The sequence below is a fragment of the Oceanobacillus damuensis genome (genome assembly GCF_001618145.1).
Classification (GTDB): Bacteria; Bacillota; Bacilli; order Bacillales; family Amphibacillaceae; genus Oceanobacillus; species Oceanobacillus damuensis.
In genome coordinates, this window is record NZ_LQNF01000013.1 from 64,524 (window position 1) to 89,586 (window position 25,063).

The window sequence follows — 25,063 nt, forward strand, 5'->3', positions numbered from 1 at the left end:
TAGACAACAATAAGGTAAATGTTCTCAAAATTATCCCTATATAGAAATTTAAATAATTTACTGCAGGTTATACATAAACTGAGTAGGCGTCAAATCAGCAAATTTTTTAAAGCCTTTAATAAAATGCGCCTGATCATGATATCCATTATCATAAGCCACATCTAACGGATTATAATTATTCTTGGTGAAAATCATGGTTGCTAACGAATTTTGAAATCTGACTATTTCACTGAAGCGTTTCGGTGTAAACCCGATAGTTTCCTCAAACTTTTTACGTAAATATCGGTCTGAATATCCTGTTTCTATAGATAATTGTTTAACATTTATATTACCCTTACAGGAATAAATTTTTTTGACCGAATAATCAATTAAATCCTGGTGATTCATATTGGGATAGTATCTCTTACTGAACTCCTCAAATAGATGCATCCTTTCTTCAAAAGACTTTCCAGCGAATATTTGCTCCAAAACAGAGTGATCTATAGACATTACATCAGATAAAGAAACGGTTTTCCCCAAAAGCTCTCTCATCGAATATTTTAATTCTATAAATCTTTGCTCTGGATAAAATCTGACACCAAAATATTCACAATCATCCTGTAAATCTATGCTTTCGCTTCGTTGATTTGGACTGGTCCAAAGGAATATGGACGGCTTTTTTTCAGAGCAGCAAAACAGTAAATCAATAGATCCATCAGGAATAAGTGAAAAAGAGTTAAGTTCTCCTTTTCTGGTTTTAAATTGGTAGAACAACGCGACGCTTTTGTGGGTGATTGATTTTTCTAACGGTTTTTTTTCTACATAATTACCCATTTTGTAGTTAATTTCGGGTTGGGCAGGAAAAAAATTAAAAGTTTTCAATTAAATCCCCTCCTTGTAATTGGCTCAATTTCTGTGGTAATAATTTCCTAATGAACCTTGGCAAACAAGGTTTTATAAAAATAACAATTGGAAAATCAACACCGGACAAACCAAGAATTTTTATAAAAGATGGGAATGTCTTTAGAGACAAGCAGCTTATATGGTTCGGCACACATATATCAAATTTGCTGTTGGTTGTTAATCATAGTTAGTTTCCATTCGATTAATGGTGATGTCTTTCTTCTGCCTCCAGTTTATTTTCATCTCCGATTATTTCAGTATCCAGGTAACCTAAAGTAACAAGCGTGACAAGCGTAAACATTACAGTAACGGAAATTATTGCTTTAGCAGTCCAGGGATGATGCAACTTATTTTCCTTGGAAATACCTGCTTTCGTATCAACCAGATGGATGATGAACAAATAGCTTACTATAGAAAAAATAACGATATATACCAACATAAAAGAATAGCTGTTTGAAGGTATCATATCTCCTATCATCGCCCCCATCATTCCCCCCATTACCCCGCCGGCAACGCCTTCGCCCATGGCAAGCAGACTAATTGGCTTCCCTACTAAAATTCCGACGATAAGGGCAAAATTCATTGCGGTAATCGTAGAAGCGGTTAGATCACCTTTAAACATGATTCCCAAAATTAAGCCAATCGCTGTACTGCTAACCATACCTAATATCATTGCAATTGCCATTCCTGTCATGTTTTTTAATTGCTCTCTATTCCGATAAACTTTAATCAAGCATATAATTGTGTAAACCAAAATTATTACAGTGCCTATTATTAATAACATATTCTCTCCCCTAAAAAGATAGTTATTTGGCATTCATAAACCGGCAAACTATATTGATAATACTTCTGCATTACCATTTTGCAATTTGTCCATCTTTAGGTTAAGCCGCTTCCTGGGTAAGCGCTTTCAAATAACCCCTCTTTTTCTATGCTAGATTTCAAATCAGGTATTACACTTCTATTGAATCTTTAGCCTTTCGGTATGATGAGGCTATTATTATTTTAATTCTTTAGCACTTCTGCATTTATACTTTCGATCCAAACTGGTACGGGGGACGATAATGTTTCTTTTATATATATTATAATTGCTGTTCCAGTTTAAATGAAGTACGCACTTTAGAATCATATTGTGTATAAATATATACTAATTGTGATTAAATTCATCACCATACCCTATTACTCTTTCTTTTATAAAAGGAAAACTAAAATAGATATCTGCGGGAATGTAAGCAATAGAGAAAAAATGTTTCATCATTTTAAGCACAAAAGATAAAAGGTTCACAGCAACTATTATTGTTGCTGTGAATTTATTAATTAAAGGATATCTATACGAAAAAATTAGTTTGTTATCCAGGGAAAGCACAATTATTACACTCCTGATTTATACAGCTTTCCCCATGTCTCATTCAGAATTTGTCAGTTCGATTTTCAGAACATTTTCCATATAGTCTTTTCCCCAATCATACATAGATTCAAGAATCGGCATCAAGCTATCTCCTTTTTTAGTTAATGAATACTCTACCTTTGGTGGAACAACAGGGTAGACCTCACGGTGAACAATAAGATCTTCTTCCAGTTCCCGTAATTGACTGACGAGCATTCGTTGCGTAATTCCAGGGATTAATGCTTTCAGTTCACCAAATCGCTTCGTTCCTTCTTTTCCTAGATGCCACATAATAAGCATTTTCCATTTGCCACCGATAATAGCAAGGGTGAGTTCTTTTTCACAGTTAAGTGCTTTTAAATTAATGCGACTCATTGATTCACCTCCATTCCAGTTCGAATTCCCCAAGTAACCACCACTCAGCTTAATTATAATAAGAAGGCGATTTCAAGAATCCAAAAACCTTTCTTCCGATGAAAACTTTATATGAAAGGAACACAGAACCTCCTTTCTTTGTTTTGTCTCTCTATTTAGAATAGTTTAACATGTCTGTTTGGTTTTTATAAGTACATACTTTTTCATCATATAGTAATATTTAAGTAACTATAATACCTTACCAGACTATCCGGAGAGCGCTTATCCACCAGATTAGAAAGATAAAAACGATAATAAGAATAATAGCTAAACAATCCCGGCCATTTCAAAAGCTATTATTCTGTTTGTCAATTTCTTATGTTACTGGCTTTAGTTGGGGGATTATAAAAAGGAAGTTAGAAAAGAGGTATTGGGTATTAATGAAGTGATTTTAGCAAAAAAAGTGTCCACCATAGGAGAAAATGTGAAATCTATCAGAGGATAAAAAGGTAGAGCACCACCTCCATTCGGGAGAGGGTGCGTGACAAACGGGATAGCACTGACTACACTCGGGAGAGGACGCGTGGCAAACGGGTGAGCACAGCACTCACTCGGGAAAGCGCGCCGGCAAACGGTAGAGCACAGCACACTCTCGGGAGAGGGCGCTACCATACGATAGAGCCCCGCCTTCTTTTAAATATTCAGCAGACGATTATCCTCTGTCACCGTTAATTTTACCTCCCCATTCGGAATTTCACATTGCCACAACAATGATTTGGAGGCATCTTCCGTTTCAATCTGGTCGACAGAATATGCCGTGCAAACTGCCTTCGTTTTTGTCAACTGAAGCAAGGAGTAGCCATGTGTCGTACTGTCAAACAGCTCGATCCACGGATTTTCCAATTTAATGATTTGCTGCAGTTCTTTAAATAAGAGCTCCGCTGTTATCGTGCTTAAGCTCCCCAACTTAGAGTGGAGTGTACTGACCAGCTCCGATACGGCTTCAGATGGGATCGGACCGGAAGTATCAGGGATATTCTGCATAGCATTGCGAATGGTTTCCCTGAGATTGCTCGAGGTCACCGAACCAACCATCAGCTCGACTCCATATTTTTCACCGGTACGGTTATAATCATATTGAAGATAAGAAGCTTCAAATGTATGGAAATCCCCTGTCAAGGCAATGAAATTTTCAATATTATTATTCAGGACGGTCTGTGCGATCACATCCCTTTCATAGGCATATCCATCCCAGGCATCAAGATTGAAGAATCGTTGCAGCAGCTTCAACTCTGTGACCTGCACCTCATTGCCCCATACCTTCCATAGGCTGTCGGCCTGCTTTAATTCGTTAAGGAACCAATCTCTCTGCGGTCTCCCTAGCATGGAACGTGACGACTGCTGGATACCCTCACAGCCACTGGTAAAATAACGGTCCAGCTGTCCTTCGCCACATGGGTGGGAATCCCGATATAAACGCTCATCTGTGAGGAGGATGGAGACCAGATTTCCAACCGTTACCGTCCGGTAGATTTTAATCGATTCATCAAAAGATTTGTCCGGATCATATGGAACCCTTGCAGGCATATACTCAAACCAGACCTGATTCGCGAACAGCCTCCTAGTCGGATCGGAAGCTTCACTGTCATCAGGAGCTACAGCCGGATAGAAGGTATCATTGGCAAACTCATGATCATCCCATATCGCAACAATGGCATGACGTTCATGAAGCTTCTGCAGATCCTTGTCTGTCCGGTATGTTTGGTATAGTGTCCTGTAATCCTCAATGGTAAAAGCTTTGCTGCCTCCACTCGGAAGCTCAATATACCTATCCTCCAATCCACCTTGGTAAGCTTCCTCACCTACAGCTTCATAAATGTAATCGCCCAAATGCAGGAAGAAATCCATCTCCTCTTCCGCCATATGGCCCAATGCGTTAAAATAGCCATTCGTATAATCCTGACAAGATATGTAGCCAATCGTTGCTGAATGGACATCGCTTCCGGGTACAGGCAATGTTTTTGACTTGCCAGTTTTGCTGACAAGACCGCTCTTCGTTATAAAGCGGTAATAATAGACCTGATCAGGCTCCAATGTTCCGTCCAGATCCACCCGCACAATGTTATCATAGTCCTTCCATATTGGAGAGAACCCGCTCAATTCAACCGTTGAAAAGTCTTCTGATCTGCTCACCTCAAACATGACAAATTTCCCCCCATCGATTGCGTCTCTGAGATTTTTGTCACTTTCTTTGCCGTTCTGTTCCATATAATAAATGACTGTACTGCTTATTTCCGGATTGGAGAATCCTGTTTCAAGCTCCGGATCAACTCTCGTCCAAAGCATCATCCCGCTCGCAGTTGGGTCACCGGAAGCAATAGACTGGGGAAATCCTTTGCCCGGTTCTCCTGCTGCCGGATATGCTTCCAATTTAGGTGCCGCTTGCACCTTTGATGTCAAGGAAGCAAGTCGGTTTAGACCGGACGTTTCCAAAGCAAGTACAGCTGTTCCCGCCAAAAAATATTTTAAGAAAAGCCTTCTTGATTGACCCTGTGATAATTTTGCTGTTTCATTATTCCTGTTCTTCACAAAAACACTCCATTTCTTTTTATGATTAAACATACCGTCATATCTTTAAAAACATGAATCAGGAAACGCCACATATGTCCACTGTGGCATTTCCTGCATAATTGCATCAATAGTTTAAGCGGCTACTGAAACTTTTAAAAAATCATGTCCGACATTACCGGATAATGGTCACTCGGATACTGCCCATTTTTTTGGTAGGTAATTATTTCACTAGTCTCAGTGATGACATTTCCCTTCGATAAAATCCAGTCAATTCTGTTATCCGCTCCACCGCCAGTTGCATCTTCAAAACCGGTAAACGTACCAAAACCATCATTTATTCTAGTTTCTGCAGCAGTCCATGTGTCGGTGAAACCGCCTTGTTCAATTAATATTTGATATGGTTCACTGTCTGGACCGGCATTAAAATCTCCTGTCAAAATTACTGGCAAGTCCTGATTAAATTCCTTCACTTTTTCCGAAATAAGTGCTGCACTTTTCTCTCTTGCCTCTTCAGACATATGATCAAAATGGGTATTCACAAAATAGAATTCTTCACCTGATCTTTCATCCAGAAATTTAACCCAGGTAACCATTCTGGGAATCGTATTGCCCCATGACATGGACCCAACAACATCAGGCGTATCGGACAGCCAGAAATGATCATATTCCAGTGGTGTAAAACGATTCTCATTATAGAAAATAGACATGAATTCACCTTCGTTGCCGCCCTCGCGTCCCTGACCGATCCACTCATAGTTTGGCAAGTCGGCAGCCACATCTTTCACCTGCTCATACACCGCCTCCTGTGTCCCAATAATATCCGGCTGTTCCTTTCGAATAACCTGTCGAATGGTAGAGCGTCTCTCTTCCCACGTGTGCGGAGATGGATCAAAATCATTTAAGTATCTTAAATTGAAACTCATTACTCTTAGCTTCGTATCCGTGATATTCTCAGTCTCTTTTGCAGCAAAGGTCTCCACAGGACTTGAAATGAAACCTCCCCAAAGTACGAATAAGCTCGATAATACGAAGAATCTTTTCATCATGTTTTTCAATTAAAATTCCTCCTTAAATTGTGTTTGAACAGTGAGAACAGAAACGATTTTGACATAAAGAGTGGTATGCTTAAGAAAATCCCTCCTCAGCGGTTGCTTACTTTTATCTTAACGGAAGTCTATTAAGCCGATATAAACTAGATTTGGAGAATAAGTAAAGAAAAATAGGCGGATGGACTTAGGTAGGATGTGGACGTTCTGCCCCGTTTTGGAATAGTGTTAGTTGCGGTTTATATAGTTCAATATCATAAATAGATTCAACTCTCTCAGAGCCGGGCTGCTCCTATTCAAATATAAAAAGGAAGCATGAGAAACTCCCCCATGCTTCCTTACCTTAATCGTTATTTTTCCGGTGCTAGTTCAATTGCTTGGCGCAATGCCTCAAGCATGCTTCTTTCGTCAACGATGCCCTTTCCGGCAATGTCGAATGCAGTTCCATGATCAACACTTGTTCTGATGATAGGCAAACCGACTGTAATGTTTACTCCAGCTTCAAGTCCCAATACTTTAATTGGACCATGACCTTGATCGTGGTACATTGCAACGACTATATCAAAGTCTCCGCGTTGGGCGCGGAAGAACAGCGTGTCTGCCGGCAGTGGGCCTTCGACATTAATTCCGTTCTCCGTCGCACGTTCAATGGCCGGGATGATTTTTTCTTCCTCTTCCCCATAACCGAATAGCCCATTTTCTCCTGCGTGTGGGTTAATGCCGCACACACCAATTTTTGGCTGCTTAATCCCTGATTTGGAAAGCGTCTCATGTGCCAGCTCAATAACTTTTTGTACTCGTTCCGGTTTAATCATGTTAATCGCGTCGAGTAAACCTACATGAGTTGTCACATGAATGACCTTTAATTTAGGGGATGAAAGCATCATTGAAAATTCTTTTGTATCCGTTAATTCAGCTAAAATCTCCGTATGTCCCGGGTATTTATGACCACCTTTATGCAATGCCTCCTTATTTAATGGAGCAGTACAAATGGCATCAATTTTCCCTGCATTGGCCAATTCGATCGCAGTCTTCAAGTACTGAAAGGCAGCATCTCCAGCCGCTGAGGATACTTCACCAAACGGCAGGTCTGCCGGCAGCAAATCCAGGTCATAACAAGCGATTTCTCCAAAATGGACAGATGAAAAATCAGCATCTCCACTTATTTGTTTGATAGTTATATCACTATTTAAAATTCCAGCAGCACGCTTAAGCATTTTGGCATCACCGATGACGAAAGGTTGTGACTGCTCGTATACTTTTTCATTCAACAGACTTTTTACGATAACTTCCGGGCCAACACCTGCTGCGTCTCCCATTGTAATACCTATAATTGGCTTTTTACTCATTATTTATGAACTCCCTTCAATTCCTGCATCGCCTTATAAATGGAATTCTCTTTTCCAAATGCTCCGGCTTTCGTTACTACTGTATATGCTCTGCTGGTTCCGATCAAGGCTCCCAATGGTATTCCCGCTTCAATTTGCTTGACCAATCGAATACCAATACCACCAAGAAATCGAGCCGTATCCTTTGCAGTATCTCCACCGGTTAATACCAGTCCTGAAAGACCATCATTACGTTTAGTAATCTCCGTGACAATTCCACCTATTGCCTGGGAAACGCGCTCGCCCACCTGATTACTCGTTAAACCGAGCTCGCTCCCTCTTTCACGGACCTGCTTCCGTATTTGTTCATTAGAAGGAACATAAAGGACAATATCCCTTCCTTCTTCCAGTCCAATAAGACAGCTTTTAATATATTCTTCCCTAAAAATCTTCCAATTGTCATTGAAAATCTCCAGCGTATCCAATTGAACACCAGTAACTCCGGACTGTTCACTGGCAAACTGCACTTGACCCTGCGTTACTTCAGATAAACTGCCGCAGACAGTCATGATTTGAGCTGAATCTGAAAAAGAACGATTTTCTGCCTTTTGAGAAATATCAAGAACCTCCGGCAAAACTTCTGCAAGTCCAGCAGAACCAGCCCAGATTACTTTTTCTGAAAAAGAAGCCATCTGCCGGGCTGCATTTTGCAGATCTTCCTGGTCCACTGCATCACAGACGATATAGGTTATATCACTTTCTTTAAAAGCTTTGATTTTTTCCTGGAAGACCGTTGATTCCACTTCAAAATCATGCTTTTTCAATAATCCAACCGGTTCTCCGGTCGCATTCTCTATTAATGCTGGAATATACGACTCAGTGACTGGATGTTTTGGATCCTTGGATACCTCTGTAAGAGCAATCTTTTTTCCGTTGACAAAATGAATACCATCTTTGGTCGTCCTTCCAAGAGCCGGAAAAGCAGGTGCTACAAAGACAAATTCCGGATTAAACACCTCTTTTACTGCTTGCAGCTCCAATCCGATATGACCCCTTAGTGTAGAATCCATCTTTTTGTAAATATGCCTGTAACCAGATTCTTTAAGGAAAAGAGCCGCTTGTCTTGTAACAGAAGCGGCTTCATTTCTGGGTAAAGCACGTGAATTTGTATCGATTACTATTCCGTTGTCCAGATGATCCTGCATTTTGGGAATATCGAATAGAACAGAAGTGTTGATTCCTTTTTCAGTTAATTGAACCCCACTGTCATTTGCACCCGTTAAATCATCTGCAATTATTCCTATTATTTTTTCCACGTTAATCCCTCATTTATTACGATATTAGCTAGAAACCCTTGTATTTGATTCATCGATCACATAATCATCTGGTAGTTTAACACCTTTTTTCTCCAGGCGTTTAACGAGGAAAGCGATATATAATGGAAGGAGGATAGCTGTTGTAACGACCGAAGCTGCCACCTGTACCGTCGCTATTTCCACGTTTGCCGCAAATCCAGCACTTGCTGCTGCGATTGCTGCTGGTGTTGCCACTGCATTTCCTGCTGTAGATCCTTCTGCTGCACCAACAATAGGATTCCATTTCATCGCTTTAAACACGATGTAGCCAGCTGTTCCAGTCAGAAATACTGTTAGTACGCCAAGTACGACTCCAGCAAGTCCACCCTCTAGAATAGCCCCAAAGTCAATTCCCATACCTAATGCGAAGGCAAAGAAAGGAATCAGCATCGAGCTCCCTTTGTTTAGGAATTCTCTCATTTCATCATCTAAATTACCTAAAACCATACCAACGATGATTGGAAGCAGGACTGAAACAAAGGATACGAATGAAAACATGCCTTCAACAAAGCCCATCGCTCCAAAAATAGATAATGCAACCATGGTAAAGAATGGACCATCATTTAATGCGAGCAATGAATATGCCGCCCTGTCCGTTTTATCCCCGTATTGTCCCACAAGAGCAACATAAAGTCCGCCATTGCTGTTTGTCATCGCTGCAATGATTGCAATTGGAGCAAGACCAAGCCATAGACCATTTGGCCCTGCAAATATATATGCAAGAAGACCAATACCGGCACCTACCAGCCATTTAACCGTTAACAATGTAGCCCCTTTTCCGAGACTAACTCCTACATTCCGAAAATTTATTTGTGCCCCGGTACAAAGTAAGAAAAGTGCGATCAATGTACTTGCCCCATCTACAAATAACGCTTGAGTAAAGTTACCAATTCTCAGCAGGTCAGGCGCAAAGGTATTCAGTGTTGCAGCAAGCAACAGCGGGACTACCATCATACCTCCTGGAATTCTGTCTAAAGTAGCTTTGATTTTCATTCTGCATCCCCCTTTAATTTAATAAAATATGTTTTAAAATTAAACACAATGAAATCTATAAAGCGTTTTCACTAATTATATTAAACTACCATGATAAATTATGCAACATATTTTTATATATTTTTAAAAGGTAATTCTTTTAATCTGATAAAAGTGTTGCATTTTAAATCAAAAAGAAGCCGTTGGAAGGCTTCTTTTTGATTCTCATATTCTAGGGATTAAGCTTCCGCCACAATGTAGAGCGATTAATACCCAGCCTTTTGGCGGCCCTTGATTGGTTGTTTTTTTCTTCTTCTAATACTTGATTAATTATTTTCTGTTCCATTTCTTTAAGCGTTCCATTAACTGGAATGCCATGTTTAATGGTTTTACTCGGCATATCTTTCATATTAGACATTAATTCTTTTACATGTTCTGCCTCAACATAATAACCCTTAGTAATCATACTTATTTCCCTGACTGCTTGTTTCAGCTGCCCATGGTTCCCCGGCCAGTCACCTTGGAGCAGGCATTCCATTGCTTCCGGTTTTATCGCCAGTGTTTCACTGCCGGATTCAGCATGAAACTCAGCCAGGAAGTAATTTACAAGAGAGGGTATATCGTCTTTCCTTTGTTTTAATGGTGAAAGGTGCAAAGTATTTTTGGCGATTCTCTTATAAAGTTCCTCATTAAATTTCTCTTGAATCAAAAGACTATCCAGTGGTTCATTTGCAAGTGTGAAAACCTGCAGCTTTTCAGATGCGTGTCCCAATATTTCCAGAAGTTTTGACTGCTTTTCCAGTGACATGATACTTATGTTTCTTAATAAAAGGCTTCCTTCCCTGATTGTATTCAGGACAGCTATAAATTCTTTCATTTCCTGAATCGAAACATTTCCATCCAATATGACAAGAGGTGCCGTCTTGCCAAATTTTTCAAAGTGAATTGCCTGAGCAATTGCCTGCTTCCCTGTTCCCCGTTCTCCCAGTATGCAAAGACCGCCATCTGCATTTGCATATTGCTCAAGACTTTCCCTCAAGCTTCGGGTTTGTTTGCTCTCGCCAATAATCGGGATATGGCCTGGATTACTAATTTGTATCGCTTTATTGTTTGATTCAATCCCAGAGGAGTATAAAATTACTCCAACGGCGGATTCTGACCCGCTTAAAGGAAAAGCCTGTATCCGAAAGAGTTTTCCCTGGGAAACCGTTTCATCCCATTGAATCGCATTGTATTCAAGTACCCTGTTCACTATCTGGGAAATAACGGGGGAATTACTAATTTCAGGATGAGGGATTTCCTGTTCATATTGTTCGTTTTTATCAATTACCTTTTTGTTTTTATTTAACAATATCATGGGAAATGGCGCAGCTTTAAATGCCTTCTTGAGATAGCTGAATTGGTTTTGAACTTTATGAAATAAATGATAAACCCTTTTCCCCTCTTCAAGTGCGTCCATAAGCGCTTCTTTTCCAGAGGTAATCAAAACACCGCGCAAGCCAATCTGCTCTGCAACCTGAACAGTAATGACGTCCCCGATAACAACAGTATATTCTTGTTCCTTTAAGCGCTCTAAATGACCCCTTACTTCAGTACTGCTTTTAATGGTGATTACATTTACATCAAATTCCAGTATGTTGCATAACGTCGCTGCACCCTGCGATATGTTCTCAAATCCGACAAGAGCAACCCCTTTTTTTATTCCGCGAATAAGTGTAAAAACACGAAGCATATCATAGCCGCTAATATCAATATGTACAACAGGAACAGAAACAGAATCCTGGATCATAGATGCAGTCCCACCACGGCTGATGATTAATTCATATCCACTTTTTTCAGCCTGCTGTGCAGCCTTTACCCCTTCTTCCAGATTGGCTACATTTATATCCAATTCAACATCATCAGGTATATTCAAGCTTTTTGCCGTTTCTGCCAGTCCCTGGTATGGAGCAATCAGCATTGCTTTCATCATTTAACACCCCCATTTGTTGCAATTTTCAACAGTAACTCTATTATTGCATAACAAAAGGGATACAGGCAAGTGAACCGGGGGGACAGTGAACCGAGGGGACAGGAACCCTGGTCCAGCTAATTAAGCAAACTAATAGACACATGAAAACCACCCTTGTAGCAGGCAATCGATGCTGAGTAAGCAATTAAATTTATTCTCAGCTGTGGGGCTCTGTGTATTGAAAATCTAGATTAGAATTCTAAACACACTCAGTCTCATCTACTAGAAATGGACCACGGTTCCTGTCCCTCTGGTCCGATTGAAATAAGCTTCCTACATTTTTAATGATATAATCTGGTTTGATGTGGGATGTCTGTACATCCTTTTCTGTAGAGATACCTGTGAGTACTAGGCAGGTTGCGAATTCTTTTGTTTTCCCCAATTGTATATCTGTTTCCAAACGGTCGCCAATGACTAAGATTCTGTCCCGAGCGACTCCTAGCAATTCGATCATTTTGTTTCCATAGGTATCATACGGTTTACCTATCACTTTATCTATCTTTTTATCGGAAGCAATCTCTATCGCTTTTGCAAGGGACATGGTGTCAGGGATAAAGCCTCCTGGCACGGGGCATACAGGGTCAGGGTTCGTTACAATGAGCTTTCCGCAATGCCGAACAGCATTCATCGCCATATGTAAACCATTGTATGTAAATGTCCTGTCCAATCCTACTAAAACGTGTGTGGCTTCCATTGGATTCTCGGTAGTTTGGATAGAGTGATTTTCGAATTCTTCTTTGATTGCCTGTTCGCCTATCACGAAAACCGATGCTCGTTCTGTGACCCCAGTAAAATAAATGGCTGCTAAATATGGTGCCGTGATTACTTCTTCAAGATCCGCATCGATACCAAACTGTTCGAGACGTTCTTTTCCTTCTCTTCTGGTTAATGTAGGCGAGTTGGTAATGAAAAGGATCTTTTTATTGTTCGCTCTAATTATATCCAATGTTTCTTTAACGCCCGGCAACAGTTGATCACCGATATATATGGTACCATCCAAATCAAAGCAATAGGCATCATAATCTTTAGGTGAAATCATAATACGTTATTCCTCCTTCACCTAACGCGCGAAAACTCTTTCACTTAGAAAGTCTTTTCCGGTTCGTAATGTTTCCAATGAAGTTCCAGGTGCATATTCTAAAATTAAGTCACAGTCAATTTGCTGTTCATGAAGAGTATCGAAAACATTTTCCCAGTCCATTTTTCCAGTTCCGATTGGTAGATGGTCATCCGAAGAACCCATATTATCATGAAGATGGAGCGCTAGTAATCTACCTTTGATCGTTTTGATCACCCGTGGCACGTCCCATCCATCCAGTTGGGCATGGCCGACATCGATTAAATACCCTGCAGTTTCATCGATATCGTCAAGGAAATGTACAAACTCCTCTTCAGTAAAAAGGGCAGTACCATTATAGCCAACATTCTCGATTGCTAAATGTACATTTAATGGCTTTGCAATCCCGCATAATTCCTTTATATAAACGGATGCACGCTGTTGTGCCTGTTTTTTATTAAAAGCAGGCGAGAAGCAAAACCCTGGATGAATGACAACATGACTGGCACCAACCATTCCAGCAAATTCAATAGATTTCTTATACTCATTAAAAGAAGCATTCCGTATTGCTTTATTTTCACTTGTCAAATTAATGTCCCATGCGGGAGGATGAATCGAAAATGGGATCGAAAGCTCGTTTAATTGCTTAGCGACTGGTTCAAACAGCAGCTCCATGTCATCCCACTTGTCTCCGTCCATCATTAATTCAACTTTATCTGCTCCATGCTCGATTAACTGCTGGACATTTTCTATAATATCTCTATTTAATAATGGTAGATCTGAATAAGTTATCTTTTGGTTACTCATACATAAATCCCTCTCTCTTCCATATTGTTTTCAGTTTCATTTAGTTCTTCTGGATACCCGATAGAATTCTCTGTTTCTTTATTAAAAAGATGGATTCGCTCCAGCTGGGGGCTTAAATAGGCAGTTTCCCCTTGATGCCAATGTCTGTCTTCACTTAGGGCAATCATCTCCTGCCCATCCAAATCCAAATAAACACTATAACTGTCCCCTTGATTTTCTATATATTTGACCTCCCCTTTCAATCCGTTTTGGGATGGTGATTTGGATAATTGGACATGTTCCGGGCGTATTCCAAACACGAGATTTTCGATTTGCGCTTTTTTAATATGCCTCTTCCACATTTCAGTCAGCTCAAAAGACTGTTGCCCGATAATAATACGGCCTTGATTGTAGTCCATTTCTAAAATATTTGTTGGCGGCGAACCGATAAACTTCGCTGTAAATATATTAGCCGGCCGGTGGTACACATTTGTAGGCGTATCGATCATTTGCAGCTCTCCGTTGTACATCAGCACAATCCGGTCCGCGAAAGTCATTGCCTCTATTTGATCATGGGTGACATAGACAATGGTTTGCTTAAACATTTCATGGATTTTCACCAGTTCCTTCCTGGCTGATACCCGAAGCTGGGCATCCAGGTTTGATAATGGTTCATCCAACAAGAAAAAATTACTTCGTTTCACTGTCGCTCTTGCCAATGCAACACGCTGACGCTGCCCGCCAGAAAGTTCTTTCGGCAGCCTGTCTTCCAATCCTCTGAGCTGCAGCATGTCCAAAACAGAATCCAGCCGATCCTGAATTTCCTGCTTTGGCAGTTTATGCACCTTCAGCCCGTAGATAATATTTTGCTTCACCGTCATGTGCGGATAGAGGGCATAATTTTGAAATACCATAGCAACATTCCTGTGCCCGCTTGGAACATCATTCATTTTCTTCCCATCCATATACAAGCTGCCATCTGTAATATCTTCCAACCCTGCAATCATCCGCAATATCGTTGACTTCCCACATCCTGAGGGGCCAAGCAAAATCAGGCGTTCACCTTCTTTAACCGTAAAGCTTAGATCTTTGACAACCTCTGTATCTCCATAAAACTTTCTAATGTGTTCAAATTTAATTTCCTTCATGATTACTCTCCTTATTTAATTCCCGATGAAGTAAATGTGCCGATAATATACTTTTGAAAAATTAAATATAATATAAGCGGAATGATCATCGTGATAACCGATACGGCCATCGCGACCGTAAAGTTCGTTCCACCCTCTGAACTGATAAACATTTGCAATGCTAATGGCAATGTATAATTGTCTGTTGTTTTCAAAATAAGAACAGGCCAGACAAATTCATTCCATGTACTGATGAAAAACCAGATTCCAACCGCTGTCACAGCAGGCCGGACAAGTGGCAGGACGATATCCTTCATAATCCTCCTGTGCCCCATATTGTCCAGTCTGGCAACTTCTACGAGAGAGACCGGAATGCTTTTCATCGATTGCCGGATTAAGAAAATACCTACCGCATCCGCCAGCTGCGGCAGCATCACTCCCCATATACTATCCAATAGACCCATTTCAGAAATAATTAAGTAGTTTGGAATCATCGTTACGGTAAAGGGAATGAAGATGGTACCGATTAATACAAAATACAAGATTTCTTTTCCTTTGAAATCAAAATAAACGAATGCATAGGCTGCTAAAAAGGAAGTAACGATTTTAAAAATCGTAACGACCGATGCAATGATGAAAGTATTCATCGTAATCTGTAGAATAGGCAAAGTGTCAAATAATGTAATATAGTTTTCTAAAGATGGGTGTAATGGAAGAATGTTTAGTACATTATTATAAGCATCCTGCAATGGTTTAAAGGACATTCCAACCGCATAGATAATTGGAAATACCAATATAAGAACCGTTGCCATAAAAATAATATGCCATGTAAGTGCTACTGCTCGGTTAGTTTTCATAATAGATTCCCCGCTCTACAAGCTTAAACTCCAGAAATAATAAAATAAGAAAAAGGGCCATGGTTATAATTGATATGGCAGCTGAGTGTCCCGTTCGATAAACGACAAAAGCCTCATGATATGCATGATAGATCAAATTAGAGCTTGCATAGTCCGGTCCTCCCTGTGTAATGACCTTCACCGGCGTAAACACATACTGCAAGCTTTGCACGATGGTAATGATGAAAACATAGATCCCAGTTGCACTGCTCATCGGCAAGATAATCTGCAGGAACAGCCGCCATAATGGAACATTATCCAAGCGGGCAGATTCAATCACTTCTCTTGATATCCCATTAATTGACGCATAGAGAAGAATAAAATTATACCCGAACACTTTCCAGGACGTAATCAGACTCAGGACAAGAATGACCCAGCCTTGGGTTTTCGTCCAATTGGGAATTTCCAAACCAAGCCAGCCAAAAATAATCGCCAGCGGGCCGGAAACAGGGTTTAATATCCAAGTGAATAAAATCGATCCGACTACTAAAGAAATAAAAGCCGGCAAAAACATGGCACTTTTGTAAAACCCGTTAAATCGTTTCAATACAACATCAATCACGAAAGCAAATATGTAAGGGACAACACAATTAATTGCCAGCAACAAGACAATATAAAGAAAGGTATTACCGATGATCCGATATGTTTTCGAATCACTTAAAACCTCCATATAATTCCTTAATCCAACAAATTCCTTTTCGGGGCTAATCATATTCCAGTCAAAAAAACTTAAATAGACCGTGTATAGAAAAGGCCAGAAAGTAAAGATAGCAAAAACAATGATGGAAGGAATGAGAAGCCCATATCCAAACGCATTTCCCCGATTTTTATTAAACTTTCCCCATATTCCAGTTAGCGTACTCATTTGAACTTCCTCCACTTACTTTATTAGGATGATAAACTTGGCCGCTTTGGGTACGGTACCAATCAAAAGCGGGCCAGTTTATCTTTTTGTAACGGATGAGAAACTTTAAAACTGTCCCATCTGATACATTCAACCAGGACATTCGTCTAAAGGTCTGGCGAATGCCTGGTTTGTTGACAATCCATTTACTGAAGCAATTCATTGATTTTATCTTCAGTTTCTGTTAACCCTTCTTCGACAGTGACGCTTCCTTCAAGGATTCGATCACGCAGATCTAAAAGTAATTGTTCTGCTTGCAATCCAGAATCCCCTGGGAAGGAAGCCCAAGAAACGACACCATCCATCTGTTCCACTGCAGCAGTCATCATTTCATTTTCCTCTAGATAGGTTTTCAATCCATTCTCAGCATCGGCAACGTCATTCCTTGGTGGGACATATCCCGTTCCTTTTGTCCAATCGGCCATCGACTCAATACTGTACAAATAAGACATGAATTCCCATGCCGCTTTTTGCTCCTCCTCATTTGGAGCAGTAATCGCAAGCATTGAGCCACCTGCTGGAAGCTTCGGATCTTTGCCTTCCCATGCCGGAGATTTCACTGCTGCCACATCAAATTGGGCATTGTCCTGGATGTTGGAGCGCTGCGCAATTGTTGTATAAGCCATTGCCACACTTCCATCAATAAAACTTTGAACACCTTGATCCCATCCGATATGTAAGGCCGTTTCATCCTCTAAAACCATGTCAGCCAATAATTCATAAGCCTCAATTCCCTCTTCAGAAGCAAATGTTGCCTTTCCATCTGTAATAAACTGTGCACCATTACTTTCTAATAAAGCCTGGGTAGCCCAATTATCCGCTGGTTCCTGGAAGTAAAATCCGCTTTTTCCTGTTTCCTCTTTAATCACTTTCGAAAATTCCTTTACTTCTTCCCATGTTTGCGGTCCATTTTCATCAAGACCTGCTTCCCTTAAAATATCTCGATTAATATATAAAACCGGTGTACTTAAAGAATATGGAACACCTACTTGCTCTCCATCAGAGTTCTTTGCCAGATCCATTATATTCGGAAGGAACTTATCCTGTAAGAACGTTTTATCCTCCGGAAAATGCTCGTCAATGACTTTCTGTGGAGAAACATAGCTGAAATTGTCCGAGAAATAGTTTAAAAAGGACCAGCCAACCTGAACTACCGCTGGAGCATTGCCTGCAGCAGCATCTGCTTGAAGGTTTTGCATTAATCCCTTGTACATATCAGGATTATATTTCGCCACAACTTCCACCGTGTCACTTTGTGCATTAAAGTCTTCCACTAATTGCTTTACCGTCTGTCCTCCCTGTGTTTCTGCATTAACATGCCAATATTCAATGGTCGTTTTCCCATCCGTTGTTGCACTCCCTGCGTCATTCGAATTACATGCTGCCAATAATAAAATAAGTGCCAAAAACAATGTTGCTCGTAACATTTTTCTCATTTTCCATTCTCCTCTTATCATAGATTTTAGGCGGATGACTTTGTCGCCCTTATGTAAGTGATGCTTACTTACTTGTGAAAAAATATGATGATCCATTTTCATTTAAGGACACTTTCTTCTGTTTTTTAAAGATCATCACTGAACCCACATCACATTACAGCCGTCCTTGTACAATCCATTTGGACAGCGATCATAACTAGATTGCATAACGAAATTCTTCTTATGAAGAACCGATAATTCCACCTCCAGCCGGCAATTAAAAAAGACCAAAAATATACAGTATATATCTGCCAATAGATATACACTATTTATTTAAGGTCTCTCTAAATGCCCCGTTTATTATTCACTTTTCATTTTTAGTATAGCAACCAATTGTTAATAAGTTATATAGATAATGTAAATTTATCGTTAAATTAGTAGATTAATATCTTTTTTCCACATCTCTATATTTGAAGTAGAAACGGCGATGGCCCCGTTATCAAATGCATTCTTAGCATGCTCTTCTGAAGATAACAACCCACCTGTAATGATCGGTACAGGAGATACTTTCGATAACCTATTAATAAACTCAGGAACCCTGCTTGGCATGATTTCAATAACATCCGGCTGATTCTTCCCCATATCCTTTTCCAGATTGATGTACATATCCGTATCAATTAAAAAAACACGCTGAATGACAAAAATACCCTTTGCTTTCGCTTTTTTTATAATCCCACTCTTTGTCGTAACAATCGCTGCCGGTCTTATGTATTTTTTTACAAAATCAATCCCATTGTTATCCATCTGAAGTCCGCCAATCCGTTCCACATGCAATATTACCGGCAGATCATGGGACTGGATAAAGTCCACATACCGCTTAACCGTTAAGATCGTTCCTGTCATTAACAAAACAGCACTGATATTATCCTTATACTTAATCGCCTCTTCTAAATATTTGGGATCCTTGACCGCAGCAACCAGCCTATTTTTATACAATTTATCTATCAAAACATTACTACTCTTTTCCACTAATTCTCCTCCTAGCAGTTTCTCGTATTTGCAGATGAAAAGAGGTAAAGGCCTTAGTGCAATGTACCCGCATCTCAAAGAATACCCTTTAAATATATCAGAGAACCGTAGGGACAGGAACCCCGGTCCAACTAATTAAGCAAACCAATAAACAGGGGTAAGCCACCCTTGAAACGGCAATCGATGCTAAGTAAGCAATTAAATCTATTCTCAGCTGTGGGGCTCTGTGTACTTGAGCAGAAAATACAGATTTAGAATTCCCAACACACTCAGCCTAATCTTTTAGAAAACTTAGTTCTCAACAAGCCTTTCGGTGAAAGCATTAGTTGCACTTATGCAGGTTGGTAAGTTTATTCCTTCCTACCTGTCAGGAAATGGACCACGGTTCCTGTCCCTCTGGTCCGCTTTCCCGGTTTTTGTAAGTATTTGTCGTACGATTTTCTATAAAAATGCATTTTAATTTTGATATAATTCATATAATTGTCTTATGCAAATGCACCCCAAAAATAAAAAAACAAAAACAATGGAGTTGATAAAATGACAATACGATCTATTCCTTTCTTGCTTTGCTTTTCCTTTCTTTTATCTCAACAACCGTATCAACATCCATTTATCGAAGAAATAAAGACAGCTATTACACCAGACCTGCTTAATTATTTTACGCTTATAGATTTTTCTCCACTTGTTGATAAAGTAACTAACTATGAAAATACGGTAACGATAAGTGCTGCAGGTGATGTCACGATAGGCAGTGATGATAGCTTTGGATACGATGGTACATTCCATCATGAAGTGGACCAATCTGGCCTTGAGCACTTCGGAAAGAATGTTGCCCCCATCTTTAAAAATGACGACTTAACGATTACTAATCTGGAAACCACGTTAACTTCCAGCCAAAATAAAGCCAAGAAAACATTTCGGTTTGCCGGAAAACCATCCTATACAGAAATCTTGGATTTATCGGGAATAGATGCAGTAAATCTCGCTAACAATCACACGTATGATTACCTGGAAAAGGGATACGAAGACACGGTTATAAATCTTGATACATACCATATAGATTCGTTTGGATATGACAAGTTTTTGTTAAAGGAAATAAATGGTATTGCTATCGGTGCTTTGGGATATAACGGATGGAATGATACAAGTGAAGTACGTCACCAAATTGAAACAGATATCTCCTCATTAAAAGAACAAGGTGCACAGATTGTCATCGCTAACTTTCATTGGGGAGAGGAGCGGCATTATCATCCAAATGCCACACAGCAATCTCTGGGGAGGTTCGCAATTGATGCAGGTGCGGATTTAGTACTTGGTCACCATCCACACGTGGTACAAGGGATTGAGGAATATAACTCAAAACATATCGTTTATAGTCTTGGAAACTTTATGTTTGGCGGAAACCGAAACCCTGATGACAAAGATACATTTATTTTTCAGCAAACCTTTCATTTTGCCTTTGACGAGCTAACGGATAAGAAGGATATAATGATTATTCCAACAAGTATTTCTTCCGTCACGAATCGAAATAACTACCAGCCGACTCCACTGGAAGGAAACGAGGCAGAACGCGTGCTGAATAAGATATTGACGCTAAGTGATGAAATACCTGAGAATGCTTTTGCTTATAGAGATTATAGTGATGAGGAAAGTATTGCTGTATTTTCGAGTGGGGAGTAAGTTGTTAAATAAAGGGCTCTTTTGGTCGTTGTTTTTGAGTGACGTACTATCCAATATTCCGTCTGAGGTTTTCCCTCTCTTTTGAACTATTACGCTTTGATAAAACACTTTCATCATACTTTGAGGCTGGGACAAAAGTGTTCTAGTTATAAAAAAATCCGAACTATGATTCGAATTCTTTGGTTAGAATTCAAATTAGTTCGGATTTTTCTTCTTAAAAGCTTGCTTATCCTGAAATTAATTGTTTTTATTAATGGAACTTTTAATTTATATCTCAGTCCCTTATTATTTAGCTGCTAAAAACTGCCAATTACTCTACCACCAACTCATGTACTGCCTCTACATTATTCGAGATGACTTTCAATGAAATCTCACCGCTTGTAAGTGCGGTAAGTTCTCCTGTCGCTGGATTGAATACTGCGGCATATTTGTTAGATATTTTCGCGTGTTCTAATTTATCACCTGAGCCAATAAATACATTGTCACTGCCTTCCCAATTAACAGACGCTGGGTAGCTGAGTGGAAAATCCAGATTTCCAGCTTGATGACCTGTTGCTGTAATATCGGCAGTTTCACCAGCTTTAATTGTTTCCGGTGCATTTATCGTTATCGAATCTAATGCTGGACGAATCTCTACTTCAATCCAATCCGAATCCTTTACTTTACTTTGCTCTGCTCCTTGTTCTGGGCCAAATGCATGGTCAGGAACAGGTGTTGGATCAATGCCAAACATGGTCCAAGCATAAAATCCACCATTATCAGGTGTTCCGTATGGAGATTTACCTGATGGTCCAACAATCAAATATGGAACTCCTTCTACACGTTCCAGGTGAACCATATGAGCATGACCGCTAATGTAGATAGCACCTTTTCCATTGGAAGTTTCTCGGAAATCGGTTAACCAATCCTCCATTAGCGCAGCCTCCTTCTGGTCGGAGAGTTGACTATTTTTTGTTGGCAGTGGGTCGCGTGTAGGGTGATGACCAACAACAACGACATTATTAATGGTCGGATCTGTCGCTGCATCATTTAAGGATTGCTTCAGCTCAACCAGCTGGTCAAAATCACTAATACGATAACTGCCAGTCGATGTATCAAGCAGAATAAATCGTGTTCCATTATGATCAAAGCTATAGCGATTCTCTTCAAATACATTTAAGAAGTTATCTAATGTTCCTGGCCCCTGAATTTCGTGATTACCAGGAATATAATAGACTGGGATGTCCCCTATTTCTTCTTCCAATATTTGTTTAGCCAATTCGAAATCCTCTTCCCAAGCTGTATCCACAAGGTCACCATTAATAACAATGAATTCAGGGTTTTCTGCGACAATCTCACGTAAAGACTCTCGGGCCATTTGTACTTGACGACTATTTGGAGAACTTGCAACAAACTGGCTATCTGCTAGCATTGCAAATTTCCAGCGATCCTCTCCAATCGTATCGTTTTGAACAATCAATGGATCTGGTTTAGCCACTTCTCTTTCTGGCATTTCAATGCTTGGCGGAACTTCAACAACTAAATTATCATAAACTAATTGGCCTGTGTACTGCTTACTTGCACTCGTTTCAATCGCGCCAATCGTTCTTAATTCTAACGGATATTGCACACCTTCTGGAATATTCATCTCGATATTTTCCCAACCTGTCCACGTTACATACGGACCGTACAAATAATAGTACGTTCCAGCTGCATCGCGCAACGTGAAGGACATCCATTCTCCTTTTCCTTCTCCTTTAACGGACATGCCTATTTTTCTAGGCTCTCCAGGGAGCATCATTGTTGAAACTGGATGAGCATTTGCTGTTCTCGTTCCGGTTGATAATGAAAAATCATAATTGACCAGTAATCCATTTCCTTCTACCCCATCTGTTGTTCCTAAGCTTCCAGAACCACGAGCAGTAGAAAACCTCCATTCGTCTGCCGTATCTTCAAAATCTGAAATCTGCACTGTTTCCATCCCTATTGATACCGGAAGCTCAACACGCTTGTCCTTCACACTGATTGTAATCAGTGCAGATGTACCATCCTGTTTTGGCTCTACTGAAAAAGTGCCATCGTGATTTTCTTCTATGAAAATAATAGAATCATTATAGTCTAATTCCATATCAAGTGCTTCAATCGGTGCAGCATAACCATCCTTATCATAACCAATAACCGAGAAGACTCCGTTTTTCCCCATTTCAAGACCAAGATACGATTGTGAAGTTTCCAATCGATCCAGCTCACCAAGTACCGTAATATCCTTTGTTCCTTTTGCCGATTCAATTTGCGCCTGCGCTACTGCCGACCCTGACTTTTCCGCATAAAAAACACCAGATTCATCAAACGATCCAACATCTGCTGGAAGCGCCTGCCACCTTATTCCCTCTACATTGACAGGGGAATAATTTTCATCATGACCGAGACCGACAAAGCTTCTGCTTAAGCCCGGAAAAACACGATGGCTATTATCATCCTCCACCACAGTTTGAACGGCAAAGTTTGATAGCTCCCCGCTCCCCGCTTCAGCAAAGATTCCAATTCCATTGGATACATACCGCTCCGTTCCATCTGATGGATTATTTACAATATCGGCATCTGTTTCCCCTGGCTTACGTGCAACCATGGTAGAAGAACCGCCACCATCCAGATTCAATGCTTGGTACGCACCATATTCCTTCATCAATTCCCCCATTTCTTTATACGTCATTCCGCGGCTGTCCACTTGACGGCCGTCAATAATTCCTAAAATCATCGTTTGCCCGTCCTCTGAGAAACCGACCGCTGTCCTTGGTGCGGTTAAATTGTCATCTATATTTGTTGGTACCTGGCCATTTTCTACTAAAATCGTATTTCCACCGATGGCAAAATTCATTAAAGCATCTCTATCGATTTTCGGTGCGTAGGAAACGTTTACTTCATCACCAACGGAAAGTTCTTTTAAATAATCCGCACCCGTTTCTCGACCAACAAGTACAAATGTGTTTTCTTCTATTGCTCCTCGTCCTACTTCATTGGAGACAGCAGTCACTTTACCGTCTTGGACTGTTACTTCATATACAGAACTTCCGGCATTCGCTCGTTGTGCTTCTCCCCAAACTGGTGTATAGACCCCAATTCCGTTCGATGGAATGCTCGACTGGTTCAATGCCGCAAGCGGTCGCTCACCATTCGGAAGCTGAACAGTGCCTTCCAAAAAAATAGAGGTAATGTCCCCAATTCCATGTTCATTTACTCCAGCTGTTAACGTATGCGATCCTTGTGGTCCTTTTAATAATGAACCACTTTCAATCATTGTACCGGACGGAGCTTTCGTATTATTAATATCAAAAAAGTCCCCATTTACTCCGCCAACTGCACCAGATTGTTTAGCCATTTCTGATAATGGCTTGGAATCAGTAATGACACCTGAATAGAGCAAATCCGCAGAAACTGCTTCATTTGCAAGATCAACCGTCATCACTTCTCCATTTAACCACCCACGCGCATCAAACCGCTCAAAGTGAGTCAGTTCTATTCCCGGTCCAATTGTTGTTGTCTCTTCACTTGAAACAATTGTCTTTCCAGCTGGGCCTACTGTAATAATCGGCTCCGTTTTATCCGATGACGCAGATCTGGAATCAGCTACAGGATTTTCCTTCGCAAGCGCAACTGGCGCTGGAAAAACAGATGTTAAGAAGAGCAAACTAGCAAACATACTACTGATCCATTTTCGGTTCAACTTAAATCCCTCCCTGTTTTTTAAAAAGTAGATTAGAAACTGAAATTAATAAAGACAAATACTTAAATATCCTCCCTCCTCTTCCTTTCTACTCTAATACTAGCAAAGCAATATTTAATAAATGTATGAATATTATAAATTTTTATAGGATAAAAGGAGGAGGTATATTTACGTTTCTGACCCAGGGGGACAGTGACCCAGGGGGACAGGAACCCTGGTCCAACTAACAAGTTAAACTCCTTCTCCGCGAAGGGCTCTGTATATCGAGTAGAAAATACAGACTCAGTACTGCCAGCAAACTCGGTTAAAACTATAAAAATGAACTGCGGTTCTGTCCTTCTAGTTCTCTATTTCTTATCTAGCAGAAATGGTCTTTCATAGTTTAGCAGTTACATAAACCTGCTTCTAAAGAAATAACTCACTCCCCACAAAATAAAGCAAACCTCAATCAGTTGAATATAAAATGAAATTTCCACCAATTGAAGTTTTGCTTTTTTGGACTAGATAGTATTTATCTAGCCCAACCTTTTATTTACTTGTCTTCACGAACCACCTTCAAT

General features: G+C 40.2%; 18 protein-coding genes. 1 reads left to right on the plus strand and 17 read right to left on the minus strand.

Features of this window, described 5'->3' with window-relative positions; genetic code table 11:
* Positions 1–57: 57 nt before the first annotated feature.
* From A4245_RS10095 to A4245_RS10175, 16 genes are all read right to left on the minus strand, one after another.
* A complete protein-coding gene (locus A4245_RS10095) occupies positions 58–861 on the minus strand; it encodes a helix-turn-helix domain-containing protein (protein ID WP_067727611.1) in 804 nt (267 codons plus the stop codon).
* 223 nt (positions 862–1,084) lie between these two features.
* Entirely contained in the window at positions 1,085–1,666 is a 582-nt protein-coding gene (locus A4245_RS10100) for a hypothetical protein (protein ID WP_067727612.1), read from the minus strand.
* Between the two features lie 621 nt (positions 1,667–2,287).
* Complete coding sequence (locus A4245_RS10110) at positions 2,288–2,644, minus strand: transcriptional activator HxlR (RefSeq protein ID WP_067727614.1); 357 nt, start codon at positions 2,642–2,644, stop codon at positions 2,288–2,290.
* A 672-nt stretch (positions 2,645–3,316) separates the two neighbouring features.
* Entirely contained in the window at positions 3,317–5,212 is a 1,896-nt protein-coding gene (locus A4245_RS10115; protein WP_067727615.1) for an alkaline phosphatase D family protein, read from the minus strand.
* A gap of 134 nt (positions 5,213–5,346) precedes the next feature.
* On the minus strand, positions 5,347–6,240 hold the full coding sequence (locus tag A4245_RS10120) for an endonuclease/exonuclease/phosphatase family protein (protein WP_234402397.1): 894 nt from the start codon (positions 6,238–6,240) through the stop codon (positions 5,347–5,349).
* A gap of 350 nt (positions 6,241–6,590) precedes the next feature.
* Positions 6,591–7,589: a 4-hydroxythreonine-4-phosphate dehydrogenase PdxA gene (gene pdxA / locus A4245_RS10125; protein ID WP_067727616.1), complete on the minus strand. Its 999-nt coding sequence runs from the start codon at positions 7,587–7,589 to the stop codon at positions 6,591–6,593.
* Positions 7,589–8,884: a four-carbon acid sugar kinase family protein gene (locus A4245_RS10130; protein ID WP_067727617.1), complete on the minus strand. Its 1,296-nt coding sequence runs from the start codon at positions 8,882–8,884 to the stop codon at positions 7,589–7,591. Before A4245_RS10130 ends, pdxA begins: the two co-directional genes overlap by 1 nt.
* A 24-nt stretch (positions 8,885–8,908) precedes the next feature.
* Entirely contained in the window at positions 8,909–9,916 is a 1,008-nt protein-coding gene (locus tag A4245_RS10135; RefSeq protein WP_067727618.1) for a 2-keto-3-deoxygluconate permease, read from the minus strand.
* A gap of 211 nt (positions 9,917–10,127) precedes the next feature.
* Complete coding sequence (locus A4245_RS10140; RefSeq protein WP_067727619.1) at positions 10,128–11,867, minus strand: PrpR N-terminal domain-containing protein; 1,740 nt, start codon at positions 11,865–11,867, stop codon at positions 10,128–10,130.
* Between the two features lie 238 nt (positions 11,868–12,105).
* Positions 12,106–12,945, minus strand: a complete 840-nt coding sequence (locus A4245_RS10145; RefSeq protein WP_067727620.1) for an HAD-IIA family hydrolase — start codon at positions 12,943–12,945, stop codon at positions 12,106–12,108.
* A 21-nt stretch (positions 12,946–12,966) separates the two neighbouring features.
* Entirely contained in the window at positions 12,967–13,770 is an 804-nt protein-coding gene (locus tag A4245_RS10150) for a sugar phosphate isomerase/epimerase family protein (protein WP_067727621.1), read from the minus strand.
* Positions 13,767–14,897, minus strand: coding sequence for an ABC transporter ATP-binding protein (locus A4245_RS10155; RefSeq protein ID WP_067727622.1), 1,131 nt, complete (start codon positions 14,895–14,897; stop codon positions 13,767–13,769). The genes A4245_RS10150 and A4245_RS10155 overlap by 4 nt, the downstream gene beginning before the upstream one ends.
* Before the next feature lie 11 nt (positions 14,898–14,908).
* Complete coding sequence (locus tag A4245_RS10160) at positions 14,909–15,733, minus strand: carbohydrate ABC transporter permease (RefSeq protein ID WP_067727623.1); 825 nt, start codon at positions 15,731–15,733, stop codon at positions 14,909–14,911.
* Positions 15,723–16,637, minus strand: coding sequence for a carbohydrate ABC transporter permease (locus A4245_RS10165; protein WP_067727624.1), 915 nt, complete (start codon positions 16,635–16,637; stop codon positions 15,723–15,725). The genes A4245_RS10160 and A4245_RS10165 overlap by 11 nt, the downstream gene beginning before the upstream one ends.
* 185 nt (positions 16,638–16,822) lie before the next feature.
* Entirely contained in the window at positions 16,823–18,112 is a 1,290-nt protein-coding gene (locus A4245_RS10170) for an ABC transporter substrate-binding protein (protein WP_067727625.1), read from the minus strand.
* A gap of 408 nt (positions 18,113–18,520) precedes the next feature.
* Complete coding sequence (locus tag A4245_RS10175) at positions 18,521–19,120, minus strand: glycerol-3-phosphate responsive antiterminator (protein ID WP_234402391.1); 600 nt, start codon at positions 19,118–19,120, stop codon at positions 18,521–18,523.
* A 537-nt stretch (positions 19,121–19,657) separates the two neighbouring features.
* Here A4245_RS10175 and A4245_RS10180 point away from each other — a divergent pair.
* Complete coding sequence (locus A4245_RS10180; protein WP_084268759.1) at positions 19,658–20,800, plus strand: CapA family protein; 1,143 nt, start codon at positions 19,658–19,660, stop codon at positions 20,798–20,800.
* A gap of 310 nt (positions 20,801–21,110) precedes the next feature.
* On the opposite strand, the gene A4245_RS10185 is transcribed toward A4245_RS10180, so the two are convergent.
* A complete protein-coding gene (locus A4245_RS10185) occupies positions 21,111–24,503 on the minus strand; it encodes a phosphodiester glycosidase family protein (protein ID WP_067727626.1) in 3,393 nt (1,130 codons plus the stop codon).
* Positions 24,504–25,063 lie beyond the last annotated feature (560 nt).